The 19,477-nt window shown below is 66.1% G+C and carries 18 protein-coding genes; 7 read left to right on the top strand and 11 right to left on the bottom strand.

Annotation, left to right across the window (positions count from 1 at the left end; all coding sequences use genetic code 11):
• The first annotated feature begins 13 nt into the window (after positions 1 to 13).
• Positions 14 to 568, top strand: a complete 555-nt coding sequence (locus AC6LJ5_RS17210) for a hypothetical protein (protein WP_392410434.1) — start codon at positions 14 to 16, stop codon at positions 566 to 568.
• A gap of 41 nt (positions 569 to 609) precedes the next feature.
• On the opposite strand, the gene AC6LJ5_RS17205 is transcribed toward AC6LJ5_RS17210, so the two are convergent.
• The 3 genes from AC6LJ5_RS17205 to AC6LJ5_RS17195 form a co-directional block, all read right to left on the bottom strand.
• Positions 610 to 1,809 (bottom strand): MFS transporter, encoded by a 1,200-nt coding sequence (locus tag AC6LJ5_RS17205; RefSeq protein WP_498141112.1) that lies wholly within the window; start codon positions 1,807 to 1,809, stop codon positions 610 to 612.
• Positions 1,810 to 1,905: 96 nt separating this feature from the next.
• Positions 1,906 to 2,412 (bottom strand): hypothetical protein, encoded by a 507-nt coding sequence (locus tag AC6LJ5_RS17200; protein WP_103272361.1) that lies wholly within the window; start codon positions 2,410 to 2,412, stop codon positions 1,906 to 1,908.
• A 310-nt stretch (positions 2,413 to 2,722) separates the two neighbouring features.
• The gene (locus tag AC6LJ5_RS17195; RefSeq protein ID WP_103272360.1) at positions 2,723 to 3,172 is read right to left on the bottom strand and encodes an Lrp/AsnC family transcriptional regulator; all 450 of its coding nucleotides are present in this window, start codon (positions 3,170 to 3,172) and stop codon (positions 2,723 to 2,725) included.
• A 139-nt stretch (positions 3,173 to 3,311) separates the two neighbouring features.
• Between AC6LJ5_RS17195 and AC6LJ5_RS17190 the strand changes: the two genes are divergently transcribed.
• From AC6LJ5_RS17190 to AC6LJ5_RS17175, 4 genes are all read left to right on the top strand, one after another.
• The gene (locus tag AC6LJ5_RS17190; protein ID WP_392410436.1) at positions 3,312 to 6,812 is read left to right on the top strand and encodes an indolepyruvate ferredoxin oxidoreductase family protein; all 3,501 of its coding nucleotides are present in this window, start codon (positions 3,312 to 3,314) and stop codon (positions 6,810 to 6,812) included.
• Between the two features lie 304 nt (positions 6,813 to 7,116).
• Positions 7,117 to 10,047 carry a ribonucleoside-diphosphate reductase subunit alpha gene (locus tag AC6LJ5_RS17185; protein WP_498141111.1) on the top strand — a complete coding sequence of 977 codons (2,931 nt, stop codon included), beginning with the start codon at positions 7,117 to 7,119 and terminating at the stop codon, positions 10,045 to 10,047.
• A 20-nt stretch (positions 10,048 to 10,067) separates the two neighbouring features.
• On the top strand, positions 10,068 to 11,267 hold the full coding sequence (locus tag AC6LJ5_RS17180) for a ribonucleotide-diphosphate reductase subunit beta (RefSeq protein ID WP_212316840.1): 1,200 nt from the start codon (positions 10,068 to 10,070) through the stop codon (positions 11,265 to 11,267).
• A 346-nt stretch (positions 11,268 to 11,613) separates the two neighbouring features.
• Positions 11,614 to 12,213, top strand: a complete 600-nt coding sequence (locus AC6LJ5_RS17175) for a histone H1-like DNA-binding protein (RefSeq protein WP_498141110.1) — start codon at positions 11,614 to 11,616, stop codon at positions 12,211 to 12,213.
• Between the two features lie 7 nt (positions 12,214 to 12,220).
• On the opposite strand, the gene AC6LJ5_RS17170 is transcribed toward AC6LJ5_RS17175, so the two are convergent.
• Entirely contained in the window at positions 12,221 to 12,388 is a 168-nt protein-coding gene (locus tag AC6LJ5_RS17170) for a hypothetical protein (protein ID WP_392410438.1), read from the bottom strand.
• On the opposite strand from AC6LJ5_RS17170, the gene AC6LJ5_RS17165 reads away from it, so the two are divergent.
• Entirely contained in the window at positions 12,387 to 12,947 is a 561-nt protein-coding gene (locus AC6LJ5_RS17165; RefSeq protein ID WP_103272355.1) for a YggT family protein, read from the top strand. The genes AC6LJ5_RS17170 and AC6LJ5_RS17165 overlap by 2 nt on opposite strands.
• Positions 12,948 to 13,232: 285 nt before the next feature.
• Here AC6LJ5_RS17165 and AC6LJ5_RS17160 read toward each other — a convergent pair whose 3' ends face one another.
• The 5 genes from AC6LJ5_RS17160 to AC6LJ5_RS17140 are packed head-to-tail and all read right to left on the bottom strand — an operon-like array spanning position 13,233 to position 17,446.
• Entirely contained in the window at positions 13,233 to 14,681 is a 1,449-nt protein-coding gene (locus AC6LJ5_RS17160; RefSeq protein WP_498141109.1) for a D-alanine--poly(phosphoribitol) ligase, read from the bottom strand.
• Positions 14,682 to 14,709: 28 nt separating this feature from the next.
• On the bottom strand, positions 14,710 to 15,837 hold the full coding sequence (locus AC6LJ5_RS17155) for an MBOAT family O-acyltransferase (RefSeq protein WP_103272353.1): 1,128 nt from the start codon (positions 15,835 to 15,837) through the stop codon (positions 14,710 to 14,712).
• A 13-nt stretch (positions 15,838 to 15,850) separates the two neighbouring features.
• Complete coding sequence (locus AC6LJ5_RS17150; RefSeq protein WP_199771082.1) at positions 15,851 to 16,054, bottom strand: hypothetical protein; 204 nt, start codon at positions 16,052 to 16,054, stop codon at positions 15,851 to 15,853.
• Positions 16,051 to 17,229, bottom strand: a complete 1,179-nt coding sequence (locus AC6LJ5_RS17145) for a D-alanyl-lipoteichoic acid biosynthesis protein DltD (RefSeq protein ID WP_392410440.1) — start codon at positions 17,227 to 17,229, stop codon at positions 16,051 to 16,053. The genes AC6LJ5_RS17150 and AC6LJ5_RS17145 overlap by 4 nt, the downstream gene beginning before the upstream one ends.
• Entirely contained in the window at positions 17,207 to 17,446 is a 240-nt protein-coding gene (locus AC6LJ5_RS17140; protein WP_103272351.1) for an acyl carrier protein, read from the bottom strand. The genes AC6LJ5_RS17145 and AC6LJ5_RS17140 overlap by 23 nt, the downstream gene beginning before the upstream one ends.
• A gap of 203 nt (positions 17,447 to 17,649) precedes the next feature.
• Here AC6LJ5_RS17140 and AC6LJ5_RS17135 point away from each other — a divergent pair, with 203 nt between their 5' ends.
• Positions 17,650 to 17,880, top strand: coding sequence for a hypothetical protein (locus AC6LJ5_RS17135; RefSeq protein ID WP_498141108.1), 231 nt, complete (start codon positions 17,650 to 17,652; stop codon positions 17,878 to 17,880).
• On the opposite strand, the gene AC6LJ5_RS17130 is transcribed toward AC6LJ5_RS17135, so the two are convergent.
• A complete protein-coding gene (locus AC6LJ5_RS17130) occupies positions 17,867 to 18,370 on the bottom strand; it encodes an outer membrane lipoprotein (protein WP_212316854.1) in 504 nt (167 codons plus the stop codon). The two genes, AC6LJ5_RS17135 and AC6LJ5_RS17130, sit on opposite strands and share 14 nt — an antisense overlap.
• A 145-nt stretch (positions 18,371 to 18,515) precedes the next feature.
• On the bottom strand, positions 18,516 to 19,457 hold the full coding sequence (locus AC6LJ5_RS17125) for a carbohydrate kinase family protein (protein ID WP_498141107.1): 942 nt from the start codon (positions 19,455 to 19,457) through the stop codon (positions 18,516 to 18,518).
• Positions 19,458 to 19,477 lie beyond the last annotated feature (20 nt).

Below are 19,477 nucleotides of genomic sequence, written 5' to 3'. Positions count from 1 at the left end.
CGCGCGCCCGGCCATGCAACTGTCCCTGGACGACCTGACCAATCTGGCGTCACAACGCCCGATCGGCGGCCGCCATCCCTGGGACAGCAACGACGAAGCCCAGGTCGATGGTTTCTACCGCCGCGTCTGCGCCGAACTGGAGCGGACGCTGCCCGCGGCCTCGCGTATCGCCTGGGGACACTATGGATCGGGCTACGCGTCCTTCGTCGACGCCTGGTTCTACCGCGAGGAGCGTGATTTCAAGACGGGCAAGGGCGACCAGCATATCGGCCTGGTGATCCTGCTGTGCCGGCTGGCGCCCTGCTTCGTCTTCATGCAGGGCGAGAAATGGCGCCATGCCACGGGCGGCAGCAGCTACCTGCCCGCGCTGGACATGGTCGACCGGCTGGACTCGCCGGCGGTCGCGGCCCTGGCCGAGCGCGCCCAGCCCGTGCTGGAGCGACACGGATTGGCGCGCGCCAGGCGTGCCGAACTGGAAGCGCCGCTGCCGCCGGATCTGAGCATCCCCACGATACTGTCCGATCCGCCCTACGCCGTGTTCGACGCCTTGTTCCACTGGGAAGACTGAAACGCGCGGCCAGCAGGCCGCGCTTGGGCGCGCCCGCCGCCTCAGGCCGTGGCCGGCGCCGCGCGGCGCTTGAGAGCCCAGGCGAAGCCCGCGCCCAGCACGGGCAGCATCACGGCCGAACCGCCGAACAGCGCGGCCGCCCCGATCTCGTCCACCACCGCGCCGGCCAGCGCCACGCCGGCGGCCTGCCCCATGAACAGGCAGGACGCGAACCAGGCCACTGCCGTGCCGCGCGCGGACGGCACCATCTGGGTGGCATTGGTCTGCAAGGTAGCGTGCAGCAGGTAATAGCCGAAGCCCGCCAGCACGCTCGCCGGCAGGCTCCACACCCAGGCCGGCCCCAGCAGATAGGACAAGAAGGCCACGCCCAGCACCAGCCCGCCCGCCACCGCCAGTCCGCGCTCGCCGAGCCGCTTGAGGATGCGACCGGCCACCACGGTGTATAGCAATCCGCCCACCGCATAGACCGCCACCAGCGCGCCGGCGGCGGTCAGCGAAATATCGAAGCGCTCGTGCAGATAGGACGGAGCGAAGGCCAGCGCGCCGAACACCAGCAGCCCCTCGATGAATACGGTCGCCAGCACCACGCGCGGCCAGGGCGCGGCCAGCACCAACCGCGCCTGCGCGACAAAGCCCTGGCGCGCGCCGGCGGCCAGGCCCGCGCCCAGGCCGGCCGCCTGCTGGCGCCGGACTTCCTGGCGCAACAACAGGCCGACGATCAGATAGCCGCAAACCAGCGCCGCGAAGGCCCAGCGCCAGCCCACCGTGTCCGCGAACAGGCCGCCGGCGAGCTGGCCGGCGGACATGCCGAGGATGGTGCCGGTCAGGAAACGCGCCAGCGTGGCCTGCCGGCGCTCATAAGGAACGGTGTCGCCGATCCAGGCCATGGACAGCGGCACGATGCCGGCCCCGGCCGCGCCCGACAGGGCCCGGCACAGCACCAGCATATCGAGCGACTGGGCCATGACGGCGCCCGCGCTGCCCAGCGCGCAGGCGAAGGTGGCGACGCTGACCACGCGGTACTTGCCATAGCGGTCGCCCACGGGACCGAAGAACATCTGCAGCACGCCATAGGCCACGGCGAAGGCCGTGACGGCGCGCGCGGCCTGCCCGGTGGTGGTGCCGAACTCGGCCGCGAGCTGCGGCAGCATGGGATCACAGATGCGGAAGGCGCTGGCGCTGACGAAGGCAGCCAGGGCGAGCAGCGCGATGGCGCGCGCTTCGGAGGACAGGGCGGGCATGATGGCCGGGACGTGGTGGCAGGCGAAACCCGCACCTTACCGCAGCCCGCCGCGGCCGACCCGGCCGCCGGGCGAAATGTCCGCCCGGCGCAACGCTCAATACGGCAGGCGGTAGCCCTGCGGCATGCGGCGGGCGGTCACGACCTGCCCGCCGGACTTCAGCTCGCGCAACGTCAGCTTGGCCTGTTCGACCTTCTCGACGCGGTAGCGGTTCAGGTAGATGGGATCGTCGAAGTCCACGATCTCGCCGTTCGAGACGGTGGTGCGCATGGTGTAGACGCCGTCGGCCACGGTCCAACAGCCGCTCTCGCGCAAGGCCGGACGCGTCTTGCGGCCGATCTTGAGCTGGGTCTCGTATGCCATGGTGCCGTCGGCGCGCAGCACGGTCAGCGACTGGAAGTCGCCGCTCACGCCACGCGGCTTGGAACTCGAATACCAGGTGCCGACCATCGGATCACCGCTCTTGACGGGCACGCAGGCCGGCGGCTTGGGCGGTCCCTCGGGCTTGGCCTCCGTGATGGCGGCGGGCTTCCTGGCGGCGCAGCCGGCCAGGATCAGGGCGACGCCAAACGCGCCGGCCATACGCAAATACAGACTGCTCATGAATTCCTCAACACGTCCGCCGACGCGCCGCGCCGATCCCCCGGCGCGCCCCTCGCGCGACAAACATCAGGCACTCTAAAGAGGGCAAGATGAAGAATCAACGACGATTGCTGCGACCGCGCGCGCCTAGTGCAATTGCGCAACAGTCGAGCTGGCGCGGCGCCAGTTTTAGCGCTGGAACCCGCAAAAATGCGTTGGTTTCAAGCGACACGGCCTCGGGGCGCGCACGATGTCGACGCGCTGCATGCGCCGCCCTGCCACGTCGCGGTGCTCTTTAAATAGAGCGGAAGAGCGCCGCGACATCCACGCCTCACAACGGCAGGCGCTGCTCGTGCTTGATCTCGCGCAGCGCCACGATGGTGCGGGTCTGGCGGATGCCCGGCATGTTGAACAGGAAGCGGTGCAGGAAGCGGTCGTAGGCTTCGGGGCTTTCCACCAGTATCTTCAACAGGAAATCCGAGTCGCCCGTGACCGCATAACATTCAAGGATCTCGGGCGCGTCGCGCACCGAGCGCTCGAAGTTCTCGACCGTGTTGGCGGAATGCCGCTCCAGGCTGATCTGCGCGAACATGCAACCCAATCCGACCTTGGCCCGGTCCACCTGCGCGCTGTAGCCCTGGATCACGCCGCTGGCTTCCAGCGCCTTGACCCGCCGCCACACCGGAGCGGCCGACAGGCCGACCTTGTCCGACAGCTGCTGCGCCGAGGCCCGGCCGTCCTCCTGCAGGGCCTTGAGGATGTTGATGTCGGTCTTGTCCATATGGGCTTGTCTCCTGTTTTGATCTGATTATCGGTAAAACGAAATATTCATTGCGAATTATAGGGATAGCACGATCCGATAACGCAATAAACCCGATGCTCCGCGAACCTATCATGGTGCCAAACTAGGAGCATCAACCATGGACGGCACCCCCGCCCCCGAACCTCAGCTGGATCTGGACTACCAGCTGGGCGACAACCTCACGCGCAGCACCGGCCGCATTTTCCTGACCGGCACCCAGGCGCTGGTGCGCATCATGCTGACGCAGCGCCGGATGGATAAGGAGCGCGGCCTGAACACGGCCGGCTTCGTGTCCGGCTACCGCGGATCGCCGCTGGGCGGCGTGGACATGGCCATGTGGAAGGCGCAGAAGGCGCTGGACGCCAACCAGATCAGCTTCCTGCCCGGCATCAATGAAGACCTGGCGGCCACGGCCGTCATGGGCACGCAGCAGGCCGGCATGCGCGCGGACCGCAAGGTCGATGGCGTGTTCGCCATGTGGTACGGCAAGGGTCCGGGCGTGGACCGCGCCGGCGACGCCCTGCACCACGGCAATGCCGCGGGCGCCTCGCGCAACGGCGGCGTGCTGGTGGTGGTGGGCGATGACCATACCGCCGTCTCGTCCTCGATCCCGCACGCCAGCGAGGCCTCGCTGATCGGCTGGCAGATGCCCATCGTGCATCCCTCGTCCATCGACGAATACGAGACCTTCGCGCTATGGGGCTGGGCGCTGTCGCGCCACTCGGGCGCCTGGGTGGCGTTCAAGGCCGTGTCCGAGACCATCGAATGCGGCCATTCCTTCACGCCCGCGCCGCCGCAACACTACGACATGCCGGCGGATCCGGACCTGCCGCCCGAAATGCTGGAGTACTCGGCCCGCGACTTCCTGTCGCTGGCGGTCGAGACGCGCATGAACCTGCGCATGAAGGCGGTGGCCGCCTTCGCGCGCCGCCACAGCATCGACAAGCTCGCCTGTCCGGCGCCCAAGGCCGTGGCCGGCATCGTCACGGTCGGCAAGGCGCACCTGGACACCATGGAAGCGCTGGCGCGGCTGGGCGTGGACACCGTCACCGCCAACGCGCCTGTACGCATCTACAAGCCCGGCCTGACCTGGCCGCTGGACGCCGGGCGCCTGCTGGAATTCGCGCGCGGCCTCTCGCACATCCTGGTGATCGAGGAAAAGGGCGCGGTGGTCGAAAGCCAGATCAAGGACCTGCTGTTCAACCAGCCAGACCGCCCCACCGTCATCGGCAAGAAAGGCTTTGACGGCGAAGCGCTGGTGCCCTCGGCCGGGCAGCTGCGCCCGTCGCTGCTGGCGCGGCCGCTGGCAGCCTGGCTGGCCCGCGCGGCCGGCCTGCCCGCCGCCGGCGACCTGGCCGGTTTCGAGTGCCAGGCGCCGCTGTCCAACGAGGCCGACGGCATGCGCCGCCGCCCCTACTTCTGTTCGGGCTGTCCGCACAGCACCTCGACCAAGGTGCCCGAGGGCAGCCAGGCCCTGTCGGGCGTGGGCTGCCACTACATGGCAGCCTGGATGGACCGCGACACCGGCGGCCTGACCCAGATGGGCGGCGAAGGCGTGGACTGGATCGGTCTGTCCCGCTACACCAAGATGCCGCACGTGTTCCAGAACATGGGCGAAGGCACGTACTACCACTCCGGCTACCTGGCCATCCGCCAGGCGGTCGCGGCGCGCGCCAACATCACCTACAAGATCCTGTTCAACGACGCCGTGGCCATGACCGGCGGACAGCCGGTGGACGGCCCGATCTCGGTGCCGCAGATCTGCCAGCAACTGCGCGGCGAGAACGTGGCCCGCATCGTCGTCACCTCCGACGAACCCGAGAAATACCAGGGCGTGGACCTGGGCGGCATCCGCGTGCACCACCGCCGCGAGCTGGACGCGCTGCAGCGCGAACTGCGCGAGATTCCCGGCGTCACCGTGCTGATCCACGACCAGACCTGCGCCGCCGAAAAGCGCCGCCGCCGCAAGAAGAACCAGTTCCCCGACCCGGCCCGCCGCATGCTGATCAACAGCGCGGTCTGCGAAGGCTGCGGTGACTGCGGCGTGCAATCGAACTGCCTGTCGGTGGTGCCGCTGGAAACGCCCTACGGCCGCAAGCGCGCCATCGACCAATCCAGCTGCAACAAGGACTACTCCTGCGCCGAGGGTTTCTGTCCCAGCTTCGTGTCCGTCATGGGCGGCAAGCCGAGGAAAAGCGCCGCGCCCAAGGCCGACCAGGAGCGGCTGCAGCAGCTCATCGCGCAACTGCCGGCGCCCGCGCCGGCCGCGCTGGACCGGCCGTACCGCCTGCTGGTGGCGGGCATGGGCGGCACCGGCGTCATCACCATCGGCGCGATCATTTCCATGGCCGCGCACCTGGAAGGCCTGTCGGCCGCCGTGCTCGACCTGACCGGCCTGGCGCAGAAAGGCGGCACCGTGGTCAGCCACATCCGGCTGGCGCCGGCCGGCGCCCAGCCCGGCCCCGTGCGGCTGGACTGGCAGCAGGCCGACGCCGCCATCCTGTGCGACCCGGTGGCCTCGGTGGCGCCGGACTCGCTGGGCGCGCTGCGCCACGGCCACACCCAGGTCACCGTGAACACCTATGTGGCTCCGGTGTCGGAGTTCACCCGCAATCCGGACGCGGCCATGCGCCCCGAGGCGCTGCTGGCCAAGATCCGCCACGCCGCCGGCGATGCGCATACCGCCGCGATCGACGCGCACGCGGCCGCGCTGGCCCTGTTCGGCGACAGCATCCTGTCGAACATGTTCATGCTGGGCTATGCCTGGCAGCGCGGCGGCGTGCCGCTGTCGCACGCCGCCATCAACCGCGCCATCGAGCTGAACGGCGTGGCCGTGGCCGCGAACCGGGCCGCCTTCGACAGCGGCCGCCTGGCGGCGCACCAGCCCGACGCGCTCTCGACCGCGCTGCGTCCGCGCGCCCAAGTCGTGCAACTGCATGTGCCGGAATCGTTCGAGCACGCCGTCGCGCGCCGCCTGGCCGACCTGACCGCCTACCAGGACGCCGACTACGCCCGTCAATATCAGGACGTGGTCGAGCGGGTCGCGGCGCGCGAACGCGAACTGGCGCCCGACGCCAAGCCGCGGCTGGCGCTGGCGGTGGCGCGCAGCCTGTTCAAGCTCATGGCCTACAAGGACGAGTATGAAGTGGCGCGGCTCTACACCGGCGACGCGTTCCGGGCCCAGCTCCAGGACCAGTTCGAAGGCGAATACAGCCTGCGCTTCCACATGGCGCCGCCGATCTTCGCGCGCAAGGATCCGCGCACCGGCGTGCCGCGCAAGATGACGCTGGGTCCGCGCACCATGACCGCGCTCAAGCTGCTGGCCCGCTTCAAGCGTGTGCGCGGCACCTGGCTCGACCCGTTCGGCCGGACCGCCGAACGCAAGATGGAACGCGCCCTGATCGCCGAGTACCGCCAGACCGTGGATCAGTTGCTCGACGGCTTGAACGCGGACAAGCTCGGACAGGCGGCCACCATCGCCGCCCTCGCGGAAACGGTACGCGGCTTCGGCCACGTGAAGGCCGCGAACGTCGAGAAGTACCGGACCGAGTTGGCGCGCTTGATGCAAAGCTATACGGCGCCTGCGCCTCGCGACATGCCCCTGCGCAAAACCGCGTAAACACTCGCTCTCACGAGTCCGATCCTGGGCGCGCCTTGCTGGGCGCGCCCAGTGCATTTCGTAACAATCTTTTGGAGGCATGGTCACATCTTCTTCTTGTAGCTGTCTTAGTCGATCACTAGAATTAGTGCGAAATGAGGGGTGCTACACTACATGTTGTGGTCGCCCAAGCGCTGATTCCCGTCGGCCACGCCATCCGGACGACACCGTCCCAGCGTCGCGATCCCCCTCAAAACAGAACCCATTCCGTATCCGGCGCGATGCCGTCGCGCCCTATCTACGCGCTTTCCACACAGGAGCTTCCATGCAGACTACGATCGCCTCTGTGACCCGGCCCACGGCCGTGCCGCCCTCCCAAACCGATGCTTCGACCGACGCCAACGGCGGTCAGTGGGGCAGCTACAACCTGATCCGCCGCAATGGCTCGGTGGTCGGTTTCGAGCCCAGCAAGATCGCCATCGCCATGACCAAGGCCTTCCTGGCCGTCAATGGCGGCCAGGGCGCGGCTTCGGCCCGCGTGCGCGAGCTGGTCGAATCGCTGACCAAGCAGGTCGTCAACGCGCTGGTGCGCAACCGTCCCGGCGGCGGCACCTTCCATATCGAAGACGTGCAGGACCAGGTCGAACTGGCGCTGATGCGCTCGGGCGAGCATGACGTGGCCCGCTCCTACGTGCTGTACCGCGAGAAGCGCACCCAGGAACGCGCGGCGGCCGCCGCGGCCGACGCGCAGCAGCAGGCCGCCACCCCCGCAGCCGGCCCGTCGCTGAACGTGACCGACAACGGCGTGCGCCGTCCGCTCGATATCGCCGGCCTGCGCGCCACCATCGAAGCCGCCGGCGTGGGCCTGACCGAGTTCATCGACACCGAAGCGATCCTGAAGGAAACCGTCAAGAATCTGTACGACGGCATCCCCGTGGACGAAGTGTTCAAGTCCGCCATCCTGTCCGCCCGCGCGCTGGTCGAGAAAGACCCGGCCTACAGCCAGGTCACCGCCCGCCTGCTGCTGCACACGATCCGCAAGGAAGTGCTGGGCCAGGAAGTCTCGCAGGCCGACATGAGCCAGCGCTACGCCGACTACTTCCCCACCTTCATCTCGCGCGGGATCGAAGGCGGCCTGCTGTCGCCCGACCTGTCCCAATACGACCTGGCCAAGCTGGGCCAGGCGCTGGACGCCAGCCGCGACCTGCAGTTCGGCTACCTCGGCCTGCAAACTCTGTACGACCGCTACTTCCTGCACATCCGCGGCACCCGCATCGAACTGCCGCAGGTCTTCTTCATGCGCGTGGCCATGGGCCTGGCGCTGAAAGAGACCAACCGCGAAGCGCGCGCCATCGAGTTCTACGAGATCCTGTCCTCGTTCGACTTCATGAGCTCCACGCCCACGCTGTTCAACTCGGGCACGCTGCACTCGCAGCTGTCGTCGTGCTACCTGACCACGGTATCAGACGACCTGGAAGGCATCTACGACGCCATCAAGGAAAACGCGCTGCTGGCCAAGTACGCCGGCGGCCTGGGCAACGACTGGACCCCGGTGCGCGCGCTGCGCAGCCACATCAAGGGCACCAACGGCGAAAGCCAGGGCGTGGTCCCGTTCCTGAAGGTGGTCAACGACACCGCCGTGGCGGTGAACCAGGGCGGCAAGCGCAAGGGCGCGGTCTGCACGTACCTGGAAACCTGGCACCTGGACATCGAGGAATTCCTCGAACTGCGCAAGAACACCGGCGACGAACGCCGCCGCACGCACGACATGAACACGGCGAACTGGATTCCCGACCTGTTCATGAAGCGCGTCATGGAAAACGGCGAATGGACCCTGTTCTCGCCCTCCGACTGCCCCGACCTGCACGACAAGTACGGCCATGAGTTCGAAAAAGCCTACCTGGGCTACGAAGCCCGCGTGGCCAGCGGCGACCTCAAGCTGTTCAAGAAGATGCCGGCGCTGACGCTGTGGCGCAAGATGCTGTCGATGCTGTTCGAAACCGGCCACCCCTGGATCACGTTCAAGGATCCGTGCAACATCCGTTCGCCGCAGCAGCACGTCGGCGTGGTCCACAGCTCGAACCTGTGCACCGAGATCACGCTGAACACCAACGACTCCGAAATCGCGGTGTGCAACCTGGGTTCGGTGAACCTGGTCGCGCACATGAAGCCGGCCGCCGGCGGCGGTTTCGAACTCGACCACGAGAAGATCAAGCGCACGGTCAGCATCGCCATGCGCATGCTCGACAACGTGATCGACATCAACTACTACGCGGTCGACAAGGCGCGCAATTCCAACCTGCGCCACCGTCCGGTGGGCATGGGCATCATGGGCTTCCAGGACTGCCTGCAAATGATGCGAGTGCCTTACGCCTCGCAAGCCGCCGTCGAATTCGCCGACACGTCGATGGAAGCGGTGTGCTATCACGCATACTGGGCCTCGAGCCTGCTGGCCGAGGAACGCGGCCGCTATCAATCGTATGAAGGCTCGCTGTGGTCGCGCGGCATCCTGCCGCAAGACACGTTGAAGATGCTGCGCGATGAACGCGGTGGTCATGTCGAGGTCGATGAATCGAGCACGCTCGATTGGGATACGTTGCGCGCGCGCATCAAACAACATGGCATGCGCAACTCCAATTGCATCGCAATTGCCCCAACCGCCACTATTTCCAATATCATTGGCGTATCTGCATGCATCGAACCCACTTTCCAGAACTTGTACGTCAAATCGAATCTCTCCGGCGAGTTCACGGTCGTAAACGATTACCTCGTGCGTGACCTGAAGAAACTCGGTCTCTGGGACGAAGTCATGGTCGCCGACCTCAAGTACTTCGACGGCAGCCTGTCCCGCATCGATCGCGTACCTTCCGAACTCCGCGAACTCTACGCCACCGCGTTCGAAGTCGAACCGAGCTGGCTGGTGGAATGCGCGTCGCGTCGCCAGAAGTGGATCGATCAGGCCCAGTCGCTGAACATCTACATGGCCGGCGCATCGGGCAAGAAACTCGACGACACCTACAAGCTGGCGTGGAAGCGTGGCCTGAAGACCACGTACTACCTGCGTACCCTGGGCGCGACCAGCGCCGAGAAATCCACGGGCCGCGGCGGCGAACTGAACGCCGTCAGCGCCGGCGGCCAATCCGCCGCCTCGCCTGTGGCCGCTGCACCTGTTTTGCCGGAACCCGAAGTTCTCGGGGCGGTTTGCACCATGCGGCCGGGCGATCCCGGCTTCGAAGAGTGCGAAGCCTGCCAATAACCGCCTCCGGAGAATGAACCATGATTAATTGGGAAGACGACAACCTCGCCACGCAACCTGCACAAGCCCCCGCGCCCGCGGCGGGCTCGCAGGGCGCGCCCGCAGTCCGGGCGGCGACCGGTGTGTTCGGCGACTCCGCCCTGCCCACGCCCGCCGCGCCTGAACACGCGGCCGGCCTGGCGGCCAGCGGCGATGCCGTCTCGCACCGCGTGAAGGTTGCCGACAAGCGCATCATCAACGGCCAGACCGACGTCAACCAGCTGGTGCCGTTCAAGTACAAGTGGGCCTGGGAAAAGTACCTGGCCACTTGCGCCAACCACTGGATGCCGCAAGAAATCAACATGTCGCGCGACATCGCCCTCTGGAAGAACCCGAACGGGCTCACCGAGGACGAGCGCCGCATCGTCAAGCGCAACCTGGGTTTCTTCGTCACGGCCGACTCGCTGGCCGCGAACAACATCGTGCTGGGTACCTACCGCCACATCACGGCGCCCGAATGCCGCCAGTTCCTGCTGCGCCAGGCGTTCGAGGAAGCGATCCACACGCACGCCTACCAATACATCGTCGAGAGCCTGGACCTGGACGAGGCGGAGATCTTCAACGCCTACAACGAAGTCCCATCCATCCGCGCCAAGGACGAATTCCTGATCCCGTTCATCGACGCGATCGCCGACCCGAACTTCAAGACCGGCACGCCGGAAGCCGACCAGACGCTGCTGAAGTCGCTGATCGTCTTCGCGTGCCTGATGGAAGGCCTGTTCTTCTACGTCGGGTTCACGCAGATCCTGGCGCTGGGTCGCCAGAACAAGATGACCGGCGCGGCCGAGCAGTACATGTACATCCTGCGCGATGAATCCATGCACTGCAATTTCGGCATCGACCTGATCAACACCATCAAACTTGAGAATCCGCATCTCTGGACGCCGGAATTCCGCGAAGAAATCAGAGAACTCTTCCGCAAAGCGGTCGAACTCGAATACGCTTACGCCGAAGACACGATGCCGCGCGGCGTGTTGGGCCTGAACGCTCCGATGTTCAAGTCCTACCTGCGCTTCATCGCCAACCGTCGCTGCCAACAGATCGGCATCGAACCGCTGTTCCCCCAGGAAGAGAATCCCTTCCCGTGGATGGCGGAGATGATCGACCTTAAGAAGGAACGCAACTTTTTTGAAACTCGCGTGATCGAATACCAAACCGGTGGCACGCTGAGCTGGGAGTAAAGCCGTACGCCGCCAGGCCCGGCGCGGGCACGCCTCAAGCACGAGGCGTCGCGTTCGCGACAGGCCATGGCGGCGCGCTCCCCGGTCAGGGTGCTTCGAACACGCAAGACTAGCGGTAGGCGGCCTGTTTCAGGCTGACCTGCCGGCGCCATTTGAAATGGCTCGCGCCAAAGGAGCGGGGGCCATATCAAATGGCTGTGCCGAATTCATTAGCGCAAACCGTAGTAGCTGTTGCTCGCACAGAACAGCGGCATGCGCCGATGAATAGCCCGGGCACGGTCCGCTTTGTTGGCGGGTCGGGGCACGGGTTTAAGTTCTGGGACCCCTGAACCTAAGGAGCATGACCATGGCAACAGCCAAGAAAGCCGTAAAGAAAGCGGTGAAGAAGCCCGCCGCCAAGAAGGCAGTAGCGAAGAAGGCCGCCCCGGCCAAGAAAGCTGCCGCCAAGAAGGTTGCAGTGAAGAAGGTCGCCGCCAAGAAGCCGGCGGTGAAGAAGGTTGCCGCCAAGAAGCCGGCAGTCAAGAAGGTCGCCGCCAAGAAGCCGGCAGCCAAGAAGGTCGCCAAGAAAGCGGTAGCCAAGAAGGCCGTCGCCAAGAAGGTCGCGGCCAAGAAGCCCGCAGCCAAGAAGGCCGTCGCCAAAAAGGCCGTCGCCAAGAAAGCGGTAGCCAAGAAGGTCGTCGCCAAGAAGGCGGTTGCCAAGAAGGCTGTCGCCAAGAAACCGACAGCCAAGAAGGCCGTAGCCAAGAAGGCGCCTGCTGCCAAGAAGGCCGTAGCCAAGAAGGCTGCCCCGGCTGCCAAGAAGGCCCCGGCCGCCAAGAAGCCCGCTGCGAAGAAAGCCGCTCCGAAGAAGCCCGCCACGCCGCCGTCCACGGCTGCTGCCCCGGGTGCGAAGACCGCGCTGAACCCCGCCGCGTCGTGGCCCTTCCCGACCGGTGGCCGTCCCTAATCCGGACTCAGCCGTCTAGCGGTACTGAAGCCGCCTGGCCTGGCCAGGCGGCTTTTTCATTGAGGCCGTCTCGCAAGCCGGACCATCCCTGGCGCTGACCGTCACCGCGCGGAGGCACTTTTTCATCTGCCCGTGCGACAATGGAATCCGTCTTTTTCTGGTAGATCCCGTCCATGCTCGGTGAAATCCTTCGCTTCCTGCTCGAAATCGTCTTCACGCTATTCGGCGCCGCCTTGATCGCACGGGCATGGATGCACGCGATTCGGCTGCCGCCGTTCAATCCGCTGGCGCGCGCGATCTACCAAGCCACCAACTGGCTCGTGCTGCCGCTGCGCAAGATCATTCCCGCCGGCAACAAGATCGACTGGACCAGCCTGGTGGCGACCTGGCTGTCGGCGCTGGTCTATCTGGTGCTGATCTGGCTGGTGGCCATCGGCGCGCTGATCCCCGCAGCCCTGCTGCCCGCCGCCATGGGTTCGGCGCTGATCATGGCGATCAAGTGGGCGCTCAACCTGATCGTCTGGCTGACGCTGATCCAGGCCGTGCTGTCCTGGGTCAACCCCATGGCGCCGCTCATGCCGCTGCTCTCGACCCTGACCGCGCCGCTGCTCGATCCCATCCGCCGCATCCTGCCGCGCAGCTCGATCGATTTCTCGCCGCTGGTCCTGCTGGTGGTCGCGCAGATCGTGCTGATGGTCCTGGCCCGCCTCAGTTATTCGCTGATGGGGGTGTAGAAGGCCCCCCCGAGGCGCTGCGCGCCTTCCCCCAGGGGCGCAGCTGCTGACCGGCGGAGCCGGATCCGCGCTGCCCGGCTTGGGGAGGCAGTGCTGCTTGGGAAGCCACTTCCTCAAAGAGAAACGACGGCGTAGATGCCATGCGGATCGCTTCAGCGCCAGCTGCTCGGCGCCCACACCAAGCCGCCCACATCAAGCGGTCCCCGACGAGCTGACGGCACATATCGCGCCCCTCTCACCCTTACTTGCGGCCACCCCTCATCGGCGCATGCGGCCACGCTGCCCCTACGCGGGTATCCCGGCATAGATATCGATCAGCTTCTTGCGGTCGATCTTGTGGTTGTTCGACATGGGCAGGGCCGGGCAGGCCACCAGCTCGGACGGCACCATGTAGGGCGGCAGGCGTTGGGCCAGCAGATCTTTCCAGTTCGATAGCGCCTGCGCGTCCAGGAAGGCGGGCTGCTCGCCTGCCACCGCCGCCCCCGTGACGAAGCCGATCAGGCGCACCGCCGTGCCATCCGGACGACGCAGCACGGCGCAGGCGCCGCCCTCCGCGCCGGGCAGCCCGTGCAGCGCCTCGTCGATTTCCGCCAGTTCGATGCGATAACCGTTGAGCTTGATCTGATCGTCCATGCGGCCACGGCAGAACAGCAGGCCGCCCTCCTCCATCTGGCCCAGGTCGCCGGTGCGAAAGCCCCGGCGGCCGTCAGCGTGGACGAAAAGCTTCTGCTCATTCAGGTCCGCACGGTTCAGATAGCCGCGCATGACATGGTCGCCGACGATGCAGATCTCGCCGTCCGTCACCAGCAGCTCGCAATCCGGCTTGGCGTGGCCGACCGGCAGCGGATCGTGCTGCGCCAGCACCGCGTCCGTGATCTCGATCCAGGTCGTGGCAACAGTGGCCTCGGTCGGACCGTAGGTATTCAGGATGGCCGCATCCGGGAAACGCTGGCGCAACTTCTTGGCCAGGGCGGCCGGCAAGGGTTCGCCGCAGAACAGGAACGTGCGCAAGGTAGGCAGCGTCGCGGGCGAGAAATCCCGGTTGGCCAGCTGCTGATGCGCGAAGGACGGCGTCGATACCCATACCGTGATGCCTTGTTCGGCCAGCCTGGCTATCCACGCGGCGGGCGTGGCGATCAGTTCACGCGAGTTCAGCACGCAGGCGCCGCCGGACGCCAGCGTGGCGAAGACTTCGTACATCGACAGGTCGAAGCTGAACGGCGCTTGGTTCATAAACACCGGCGCATCGCCCAGTCCGAAACTGCCCAGCATCCAGTCGCCCAGCAAGCCCACGCTCTCGCGTCCGATCTGCACGCCCTTCGGATCGCCGGTGCTGCCCGAAGTGAACATGACATAGGCCAGGCCGCGTTCGGCCAGCGGCGCGCCGTGGCCGGGTTCAAAACGGCCAGCGGCCGCATCGAAAACCGCCGCCGGCCGCACGATCTCAACGATGCGGCGCAGGCGCTCGGGCGGATAGATCGTGTCGACCGGCACGAACGGCGCGCCGACCAGCAGCGCGCCGACCATGGCCACGAAGAACGAAGCCTGCTTGTGGCCATAGATGGCCACCGGCACATCCGGCGCCGCGCCATGCGCGCGCGCGGCGTCGGCCCAGGCCAGCGCCTCGGCGCGCAGCTGCGCCCAGCTCAGGTTCCGGTCGGCCGCGGCCACCGCCAGCGCATCGGGCGCGCGCTCGCATTCCACGAAGTCGAAGGATTTCAGGTCGAAACGCATGCCGATGCTCCCGGCGTATGAAAATGGATCAGATCGGGCTGCGGCCGCTGAACACGTACAGCGCCAGCGCGGCCAGGATCAGGGTGAACACGCGCCCGGCGAAGCGCATCAGGGGCCGGGCCAGCGCGGCCTGCAGCCCCGGTCGCGTGCGGGCGGCATTGACCAGCAGGTTGTGGCCCACCGAATAGGCGCCGAACATCAGGCCGCTGACGATGTAGTGCGGCGACAGGCCGTTCCACACGCCCATGGCCAGCAGCGTGGCGAAGATGCCGATGTTCTGCGCTGCCATCCGGTGCCGCCCGAAGAACGCCGTCTTGCTCAGCGCCTTGTAGATGGGCATGAACACCACGTCGCGCAGCCATTCGGACAGACTGATGTGCCAGCGCCGCCAGAAATCCTGCGGATTCAGCGTGGCCAGCGGATTGCGGAAGTTGATCGGCAGATTGAAGCCGAACAGCATGCCGATGCCGATCGCCATCGTCGAATAGCCGGCGAAATCGAAGAACAGGTAGGCGCTGTACAGCGAGGCATTGAGCGCCACGCCGGTGAACGAATAATCGTGCGCGTCCAGCGTCGACAGGCCGTAGCGCCAGATCAACTCGGCCAGGCCGAACTTCTGGATCACGCCGACCATGATCAGTTCCAGGCCCGAAAGCCAGGTGTTCAGGCTCACGCCTTCATAGCCGCGCTTCAGGTCGGCCTGGAAGTTGCGCCAGCGGTACATGGGACCGGCCAGCAGCGTCAGCGGGAAAAACACGTAGATGCAGTAGTCCAGCAGCGAGATGCGTTCGTTGCGCGGCGCGAACAGCAGCACATCGATGGCGCGGAAGGTCGCGAAGGACAGGCCCAGCATCGCCGCCAGGTGCGATACGCCGGTCTTGACCAGCAGCAAGGGCGTCATCGTGATGATGACCGCGAGCCAGGTCGGAATGTACTTGCGGCGCACCGCCCACAGCGCGGCGCCGGAAATGGCCAGCAGCGCCAGTGGCTGCCAGGGCCGGTGCCAGAACACCGCCATCCACACCGCCAGGCAGATCGCGGCGATGACGTGGCGATAACCAATGCGCAACGGCATGCCGAAGGCGCGATAGGCCAACAGGCCCAGTCCGCCGAACAGGGCGCCGCCAAAAAAACTCAAGCTTGCGAACAATTCCATGCTGTGGCCGCGCTCAGAATTGCTGGTACTGGAATTCGACCTTGATCGGTCCGCCGCTACCCGTGGTGGGCTGGGCCTGCAGCACGAACACCAGGATCACGCCAAGGTACAGGCACAGGTGCCACAGGAACCGCCGGCCCCAGCCCTTGCCGGCATCCCGGTCAGGCGCCGCCGCGTCATCCGGCTTGGCGAATGCCCTGCAAAAAAATTGCTTCATCGGGAAAAATACTCCGCAATGCCCTGGTCGGCCATGGCCCAGCCCAGTTCGGCCAGGTGCATGTCGTCGCGCACCATGCCGGGCTCGAAGGGAATGCTGTAGAGGTCCAGGCAGCCCATCTGGTAGCGCGTGCACATGCCGGTGATGGCGGCCACCACCGGATCGAAGCGCTCCATGTCCAGGATGAGCTTGGGATTGAAAGGCTGGATTACGAAGTACGCCTTGACCTTGCGCTTTTGCAGCAGCGCCATCAGGCGCGACAGGTCGCCCAGTTCGGTGCGGGTAAGCGGGTCGACATTGGCGAATTCGTTGCGCGCCGGCGAGTACAGGGATGCCAGGTACTGCTTGTAGTAGTCGTCGCGCACATCGTAGGGATTATTGCCGCCCAGCTTGTGCTCGACTTCGCGCGCCTCCTGGGTCAGGCGGCTCCAGTGCCCGGCGTTCAGGCGGGCAGCCGAGGGCCAGACCACATAGCGGTGCGCCGGCACGGACAGCTTGCTGCGCGGCTTGTCCGGCGCGGGTTCCTGGCGCGCGTTCCACCACAACGAGACCTTGTCCTTCAGCTCGGCCACCTGGCCGTTCGCGATGAGCCAGAGCAGGCCCCAGTTCGCGTTGTCGCTGATCCAGGTCTGCAGTTGCTCGCGCGTGCTGGGCTTGTCCCAAAGGCGGTTCCAGACCGGCCCCGTGACATGCTCGGCGAAGGCGCTGCGCGGCAGTTGCCCGCCAGAAGCGAACCAGGCGGGCGACACCATGATGACCAGGCGCGTGTTCGGCGTGAGCGAATCGGCCACGGACTCCAGCACGCTGACCATGCCGTAGGACTGGAACATGGCGTGGCCATAGGCCAGCGTCGGCACCTTCAGCTCTTCGGGAAAGAAGCGGTACGGCACGAAGCGCAAATCGTGGCTGGACAGCTCGGACGAGCCCAGCACCACCAGCGTGCCGTCGCTGAGCGCATTGCCCAGGCGGTTCAGGTTGACGTGCTGGGTGCCCCAATCCGGCCCCAGATTGGGCAGGTAGTTGCTCTTGTCCGCGGCGGGCGCGGCGACCGGCAGGACGATGCGGCTGAGCACGTCGTCCGCGCCCAGGTACGCGCCGATGGCCAGCGCAACCGCCGTGGTGGCGGCCGCGACGTGCGACAGCAGCCGGGAATTACGAAGTATGGGCAGCGACATAGCCGGCAAGCGTGCGAACCGACTGTAAATGCTCCGCGATCTCCGGAGCCGGTATGCTGCAGCCGTACTCGGACTCGACAGCCAGCGTGATGTCCACGGCGGCGAGCGAATCCACCAGGCCGGTAGCGATCAACTGCGTGTCGGGAGTGACTTTCTTGAGGACGATCGACTCGACGATCTCGCCGATCTTGGTGTGGAGTTCTTGCTCGGTATGCATAGATAGTGCAGCGTTATGTCGCCTCGAAAGGCACAACATCCCCCGCCCCGAGATTCAGGACGGCGAGTCTACAGAAAAAACCTGAAAATTAACTGACGATGCCGACCGGCTTCCCGGGTGGCGCCGATGCAAGCCGTTACAACATCATTCCGGCCCTTGTCGGCGTGGCAGGCGAATCATGGCACTTCAACCGTTGAATCGCCATGAAACTTCCGGCCGAAATCGCGGAAAAACACAAAAAGTACGGCATTTCGAGGGTAATCACGGTGCACCACGTTGCGGCGGAACGACAGACTGCGCGAGGAACCCTGCGCCAGCGGCACCCACAGCACGACGCCGCGGTGTTCCAGCGGCTTTCCTGCGCGGCCCGCGCCAATGAAAAAAGCCCGCTTGCGCGGGCTTTTCTCTGGCGACGACGATTTACATCGGGGTGACGCGCGTGGGGCCTGCCCCGCTGATCACCTGGACGCGTTGGCCGACGCTGATGGGCACATCGGCTTCCTGGGCCACGACGCGGGTTTCGCCGTTGTCCAGGCGCACCGTGATTTCGTAGCCGGACGACTTGCCAACCGAGTTCTCGATGGCATTGCCCGCCAGCGCGCCCAGGATGGCGCCGCCAACCGTGGCGATGGTGCGGCCCGTGCCGCCGCCGACCGCGTTGCCCGCAACGCCGCCCAGCGCGCCACCGGCCAGCATGCCTGCGCCGCTGGACTTGTCGTTCTGGATCACGATGGGACGCACGCCGGTGACTGTGCCCGTGCGGACGATCTGCTCGCGCTGAGCCTGGTCATAGCTGTACACGCCGCTGGAGGCGCTGCGGTTGGCGCAGCCACCCAGCACGGCCATCGACGTGACGACGGCGGCGACGGCCAGCCAGCGGCCGGCGCGCGGCGAGACCAGGGAAATGGATTTGGTTTGGTTCATTTGGACTCCTCGATCGGGCATCGCCGACGAATTTTGATCATACTCCAGCCCGAAAACGGTGATGGAGCAGCCTGCAACACAGTGAAACGCGATCGTCCATTTCGACCGGCGCCACGGGCGCCGGTTCCCCACCCTGTACGCGGGTTCAGGCAGGCAGATGAATGCCGTAGGTGGCATGCAGCACCGCGTCGATCTCGGCGCGCGACGGCGCATAGTTCTGCGGACCGCGCGAGGCGATCTTGAGGGCGCCCATGACATTGCCCAGGCGGCAGCTGTCTTCCCAGCTCCAGCCGCAGGTCAGGCCGTAGAGTAGACCGCCGCGCTGCGAATCGCCGCAGCCGGTGGGGTCCACGACCTGGGCCGCGCGCACGGGCGCGATCTGGACCGTCTTGCCTTCGGTATACAGCGTGGCGCCTTCGGCGCCGCGGGTGACGACCACGGCGGTCAGGTCGCGCGCGATGTCCTCGATGCTGCGGCCGGTGCGCTGCTCGACCACGCTGGCCTCGTAGTCATTGACCGTCAGCGCCTGCGTCATCTTGAGCATGCGCTCCAGGTCATCGCGGTCGAACAGGGGCATGGCCTGGCCCAGATCGAAGATGAACGGAATGCCGCTCTTGTTCAGCCGTTCCGCGTGGGCGAACATGCCTTCCTTGGCGTCGGGCGCCACGATGGCCCAGGCCGCCTTGGCGCCGGTCACGTCGTTCTGCGCGGCAAAAGCCATGGCGCCGGGATGGAACGCGGTGATCTGATTGTCGTCCAGGTCGGTCGTGATGAAGCACTGGGCGGTGAAGGTCTCGGGAATCGTCTTGATCCGGCTGACGTCGATGCCCAGGCCCTGCAGCCGCTCCAGGTATTCGCCAGCGTCCTCGCCGACGGTGGCGACCGGCACGGGCTTGCCGCCCAGCAACTGCATGCTGTAGGCGATATTGCCCGAGCAACCGCCGTATTCCTTGCGCATGCTGGGCACCAGGAACGAGACGCTCAGCGCATGGATGCGGTCAGCAAGGATGTGCTCCCTGAAGCGCCCCTCGAATACCGCGATGGTGTCGAAAGCCATCGAACCGCAGACCAGGACCGAATTCGTCATGCCTGTCATCCTTGAAGAAA

Source organism: Achromobacter sp. 1011791174, assembly GCF_059760925.1.
Note: the sequence above shows the minus strand (reverse complement) of the source record. Positions and strands in the feature narration are given on the sequence as shown.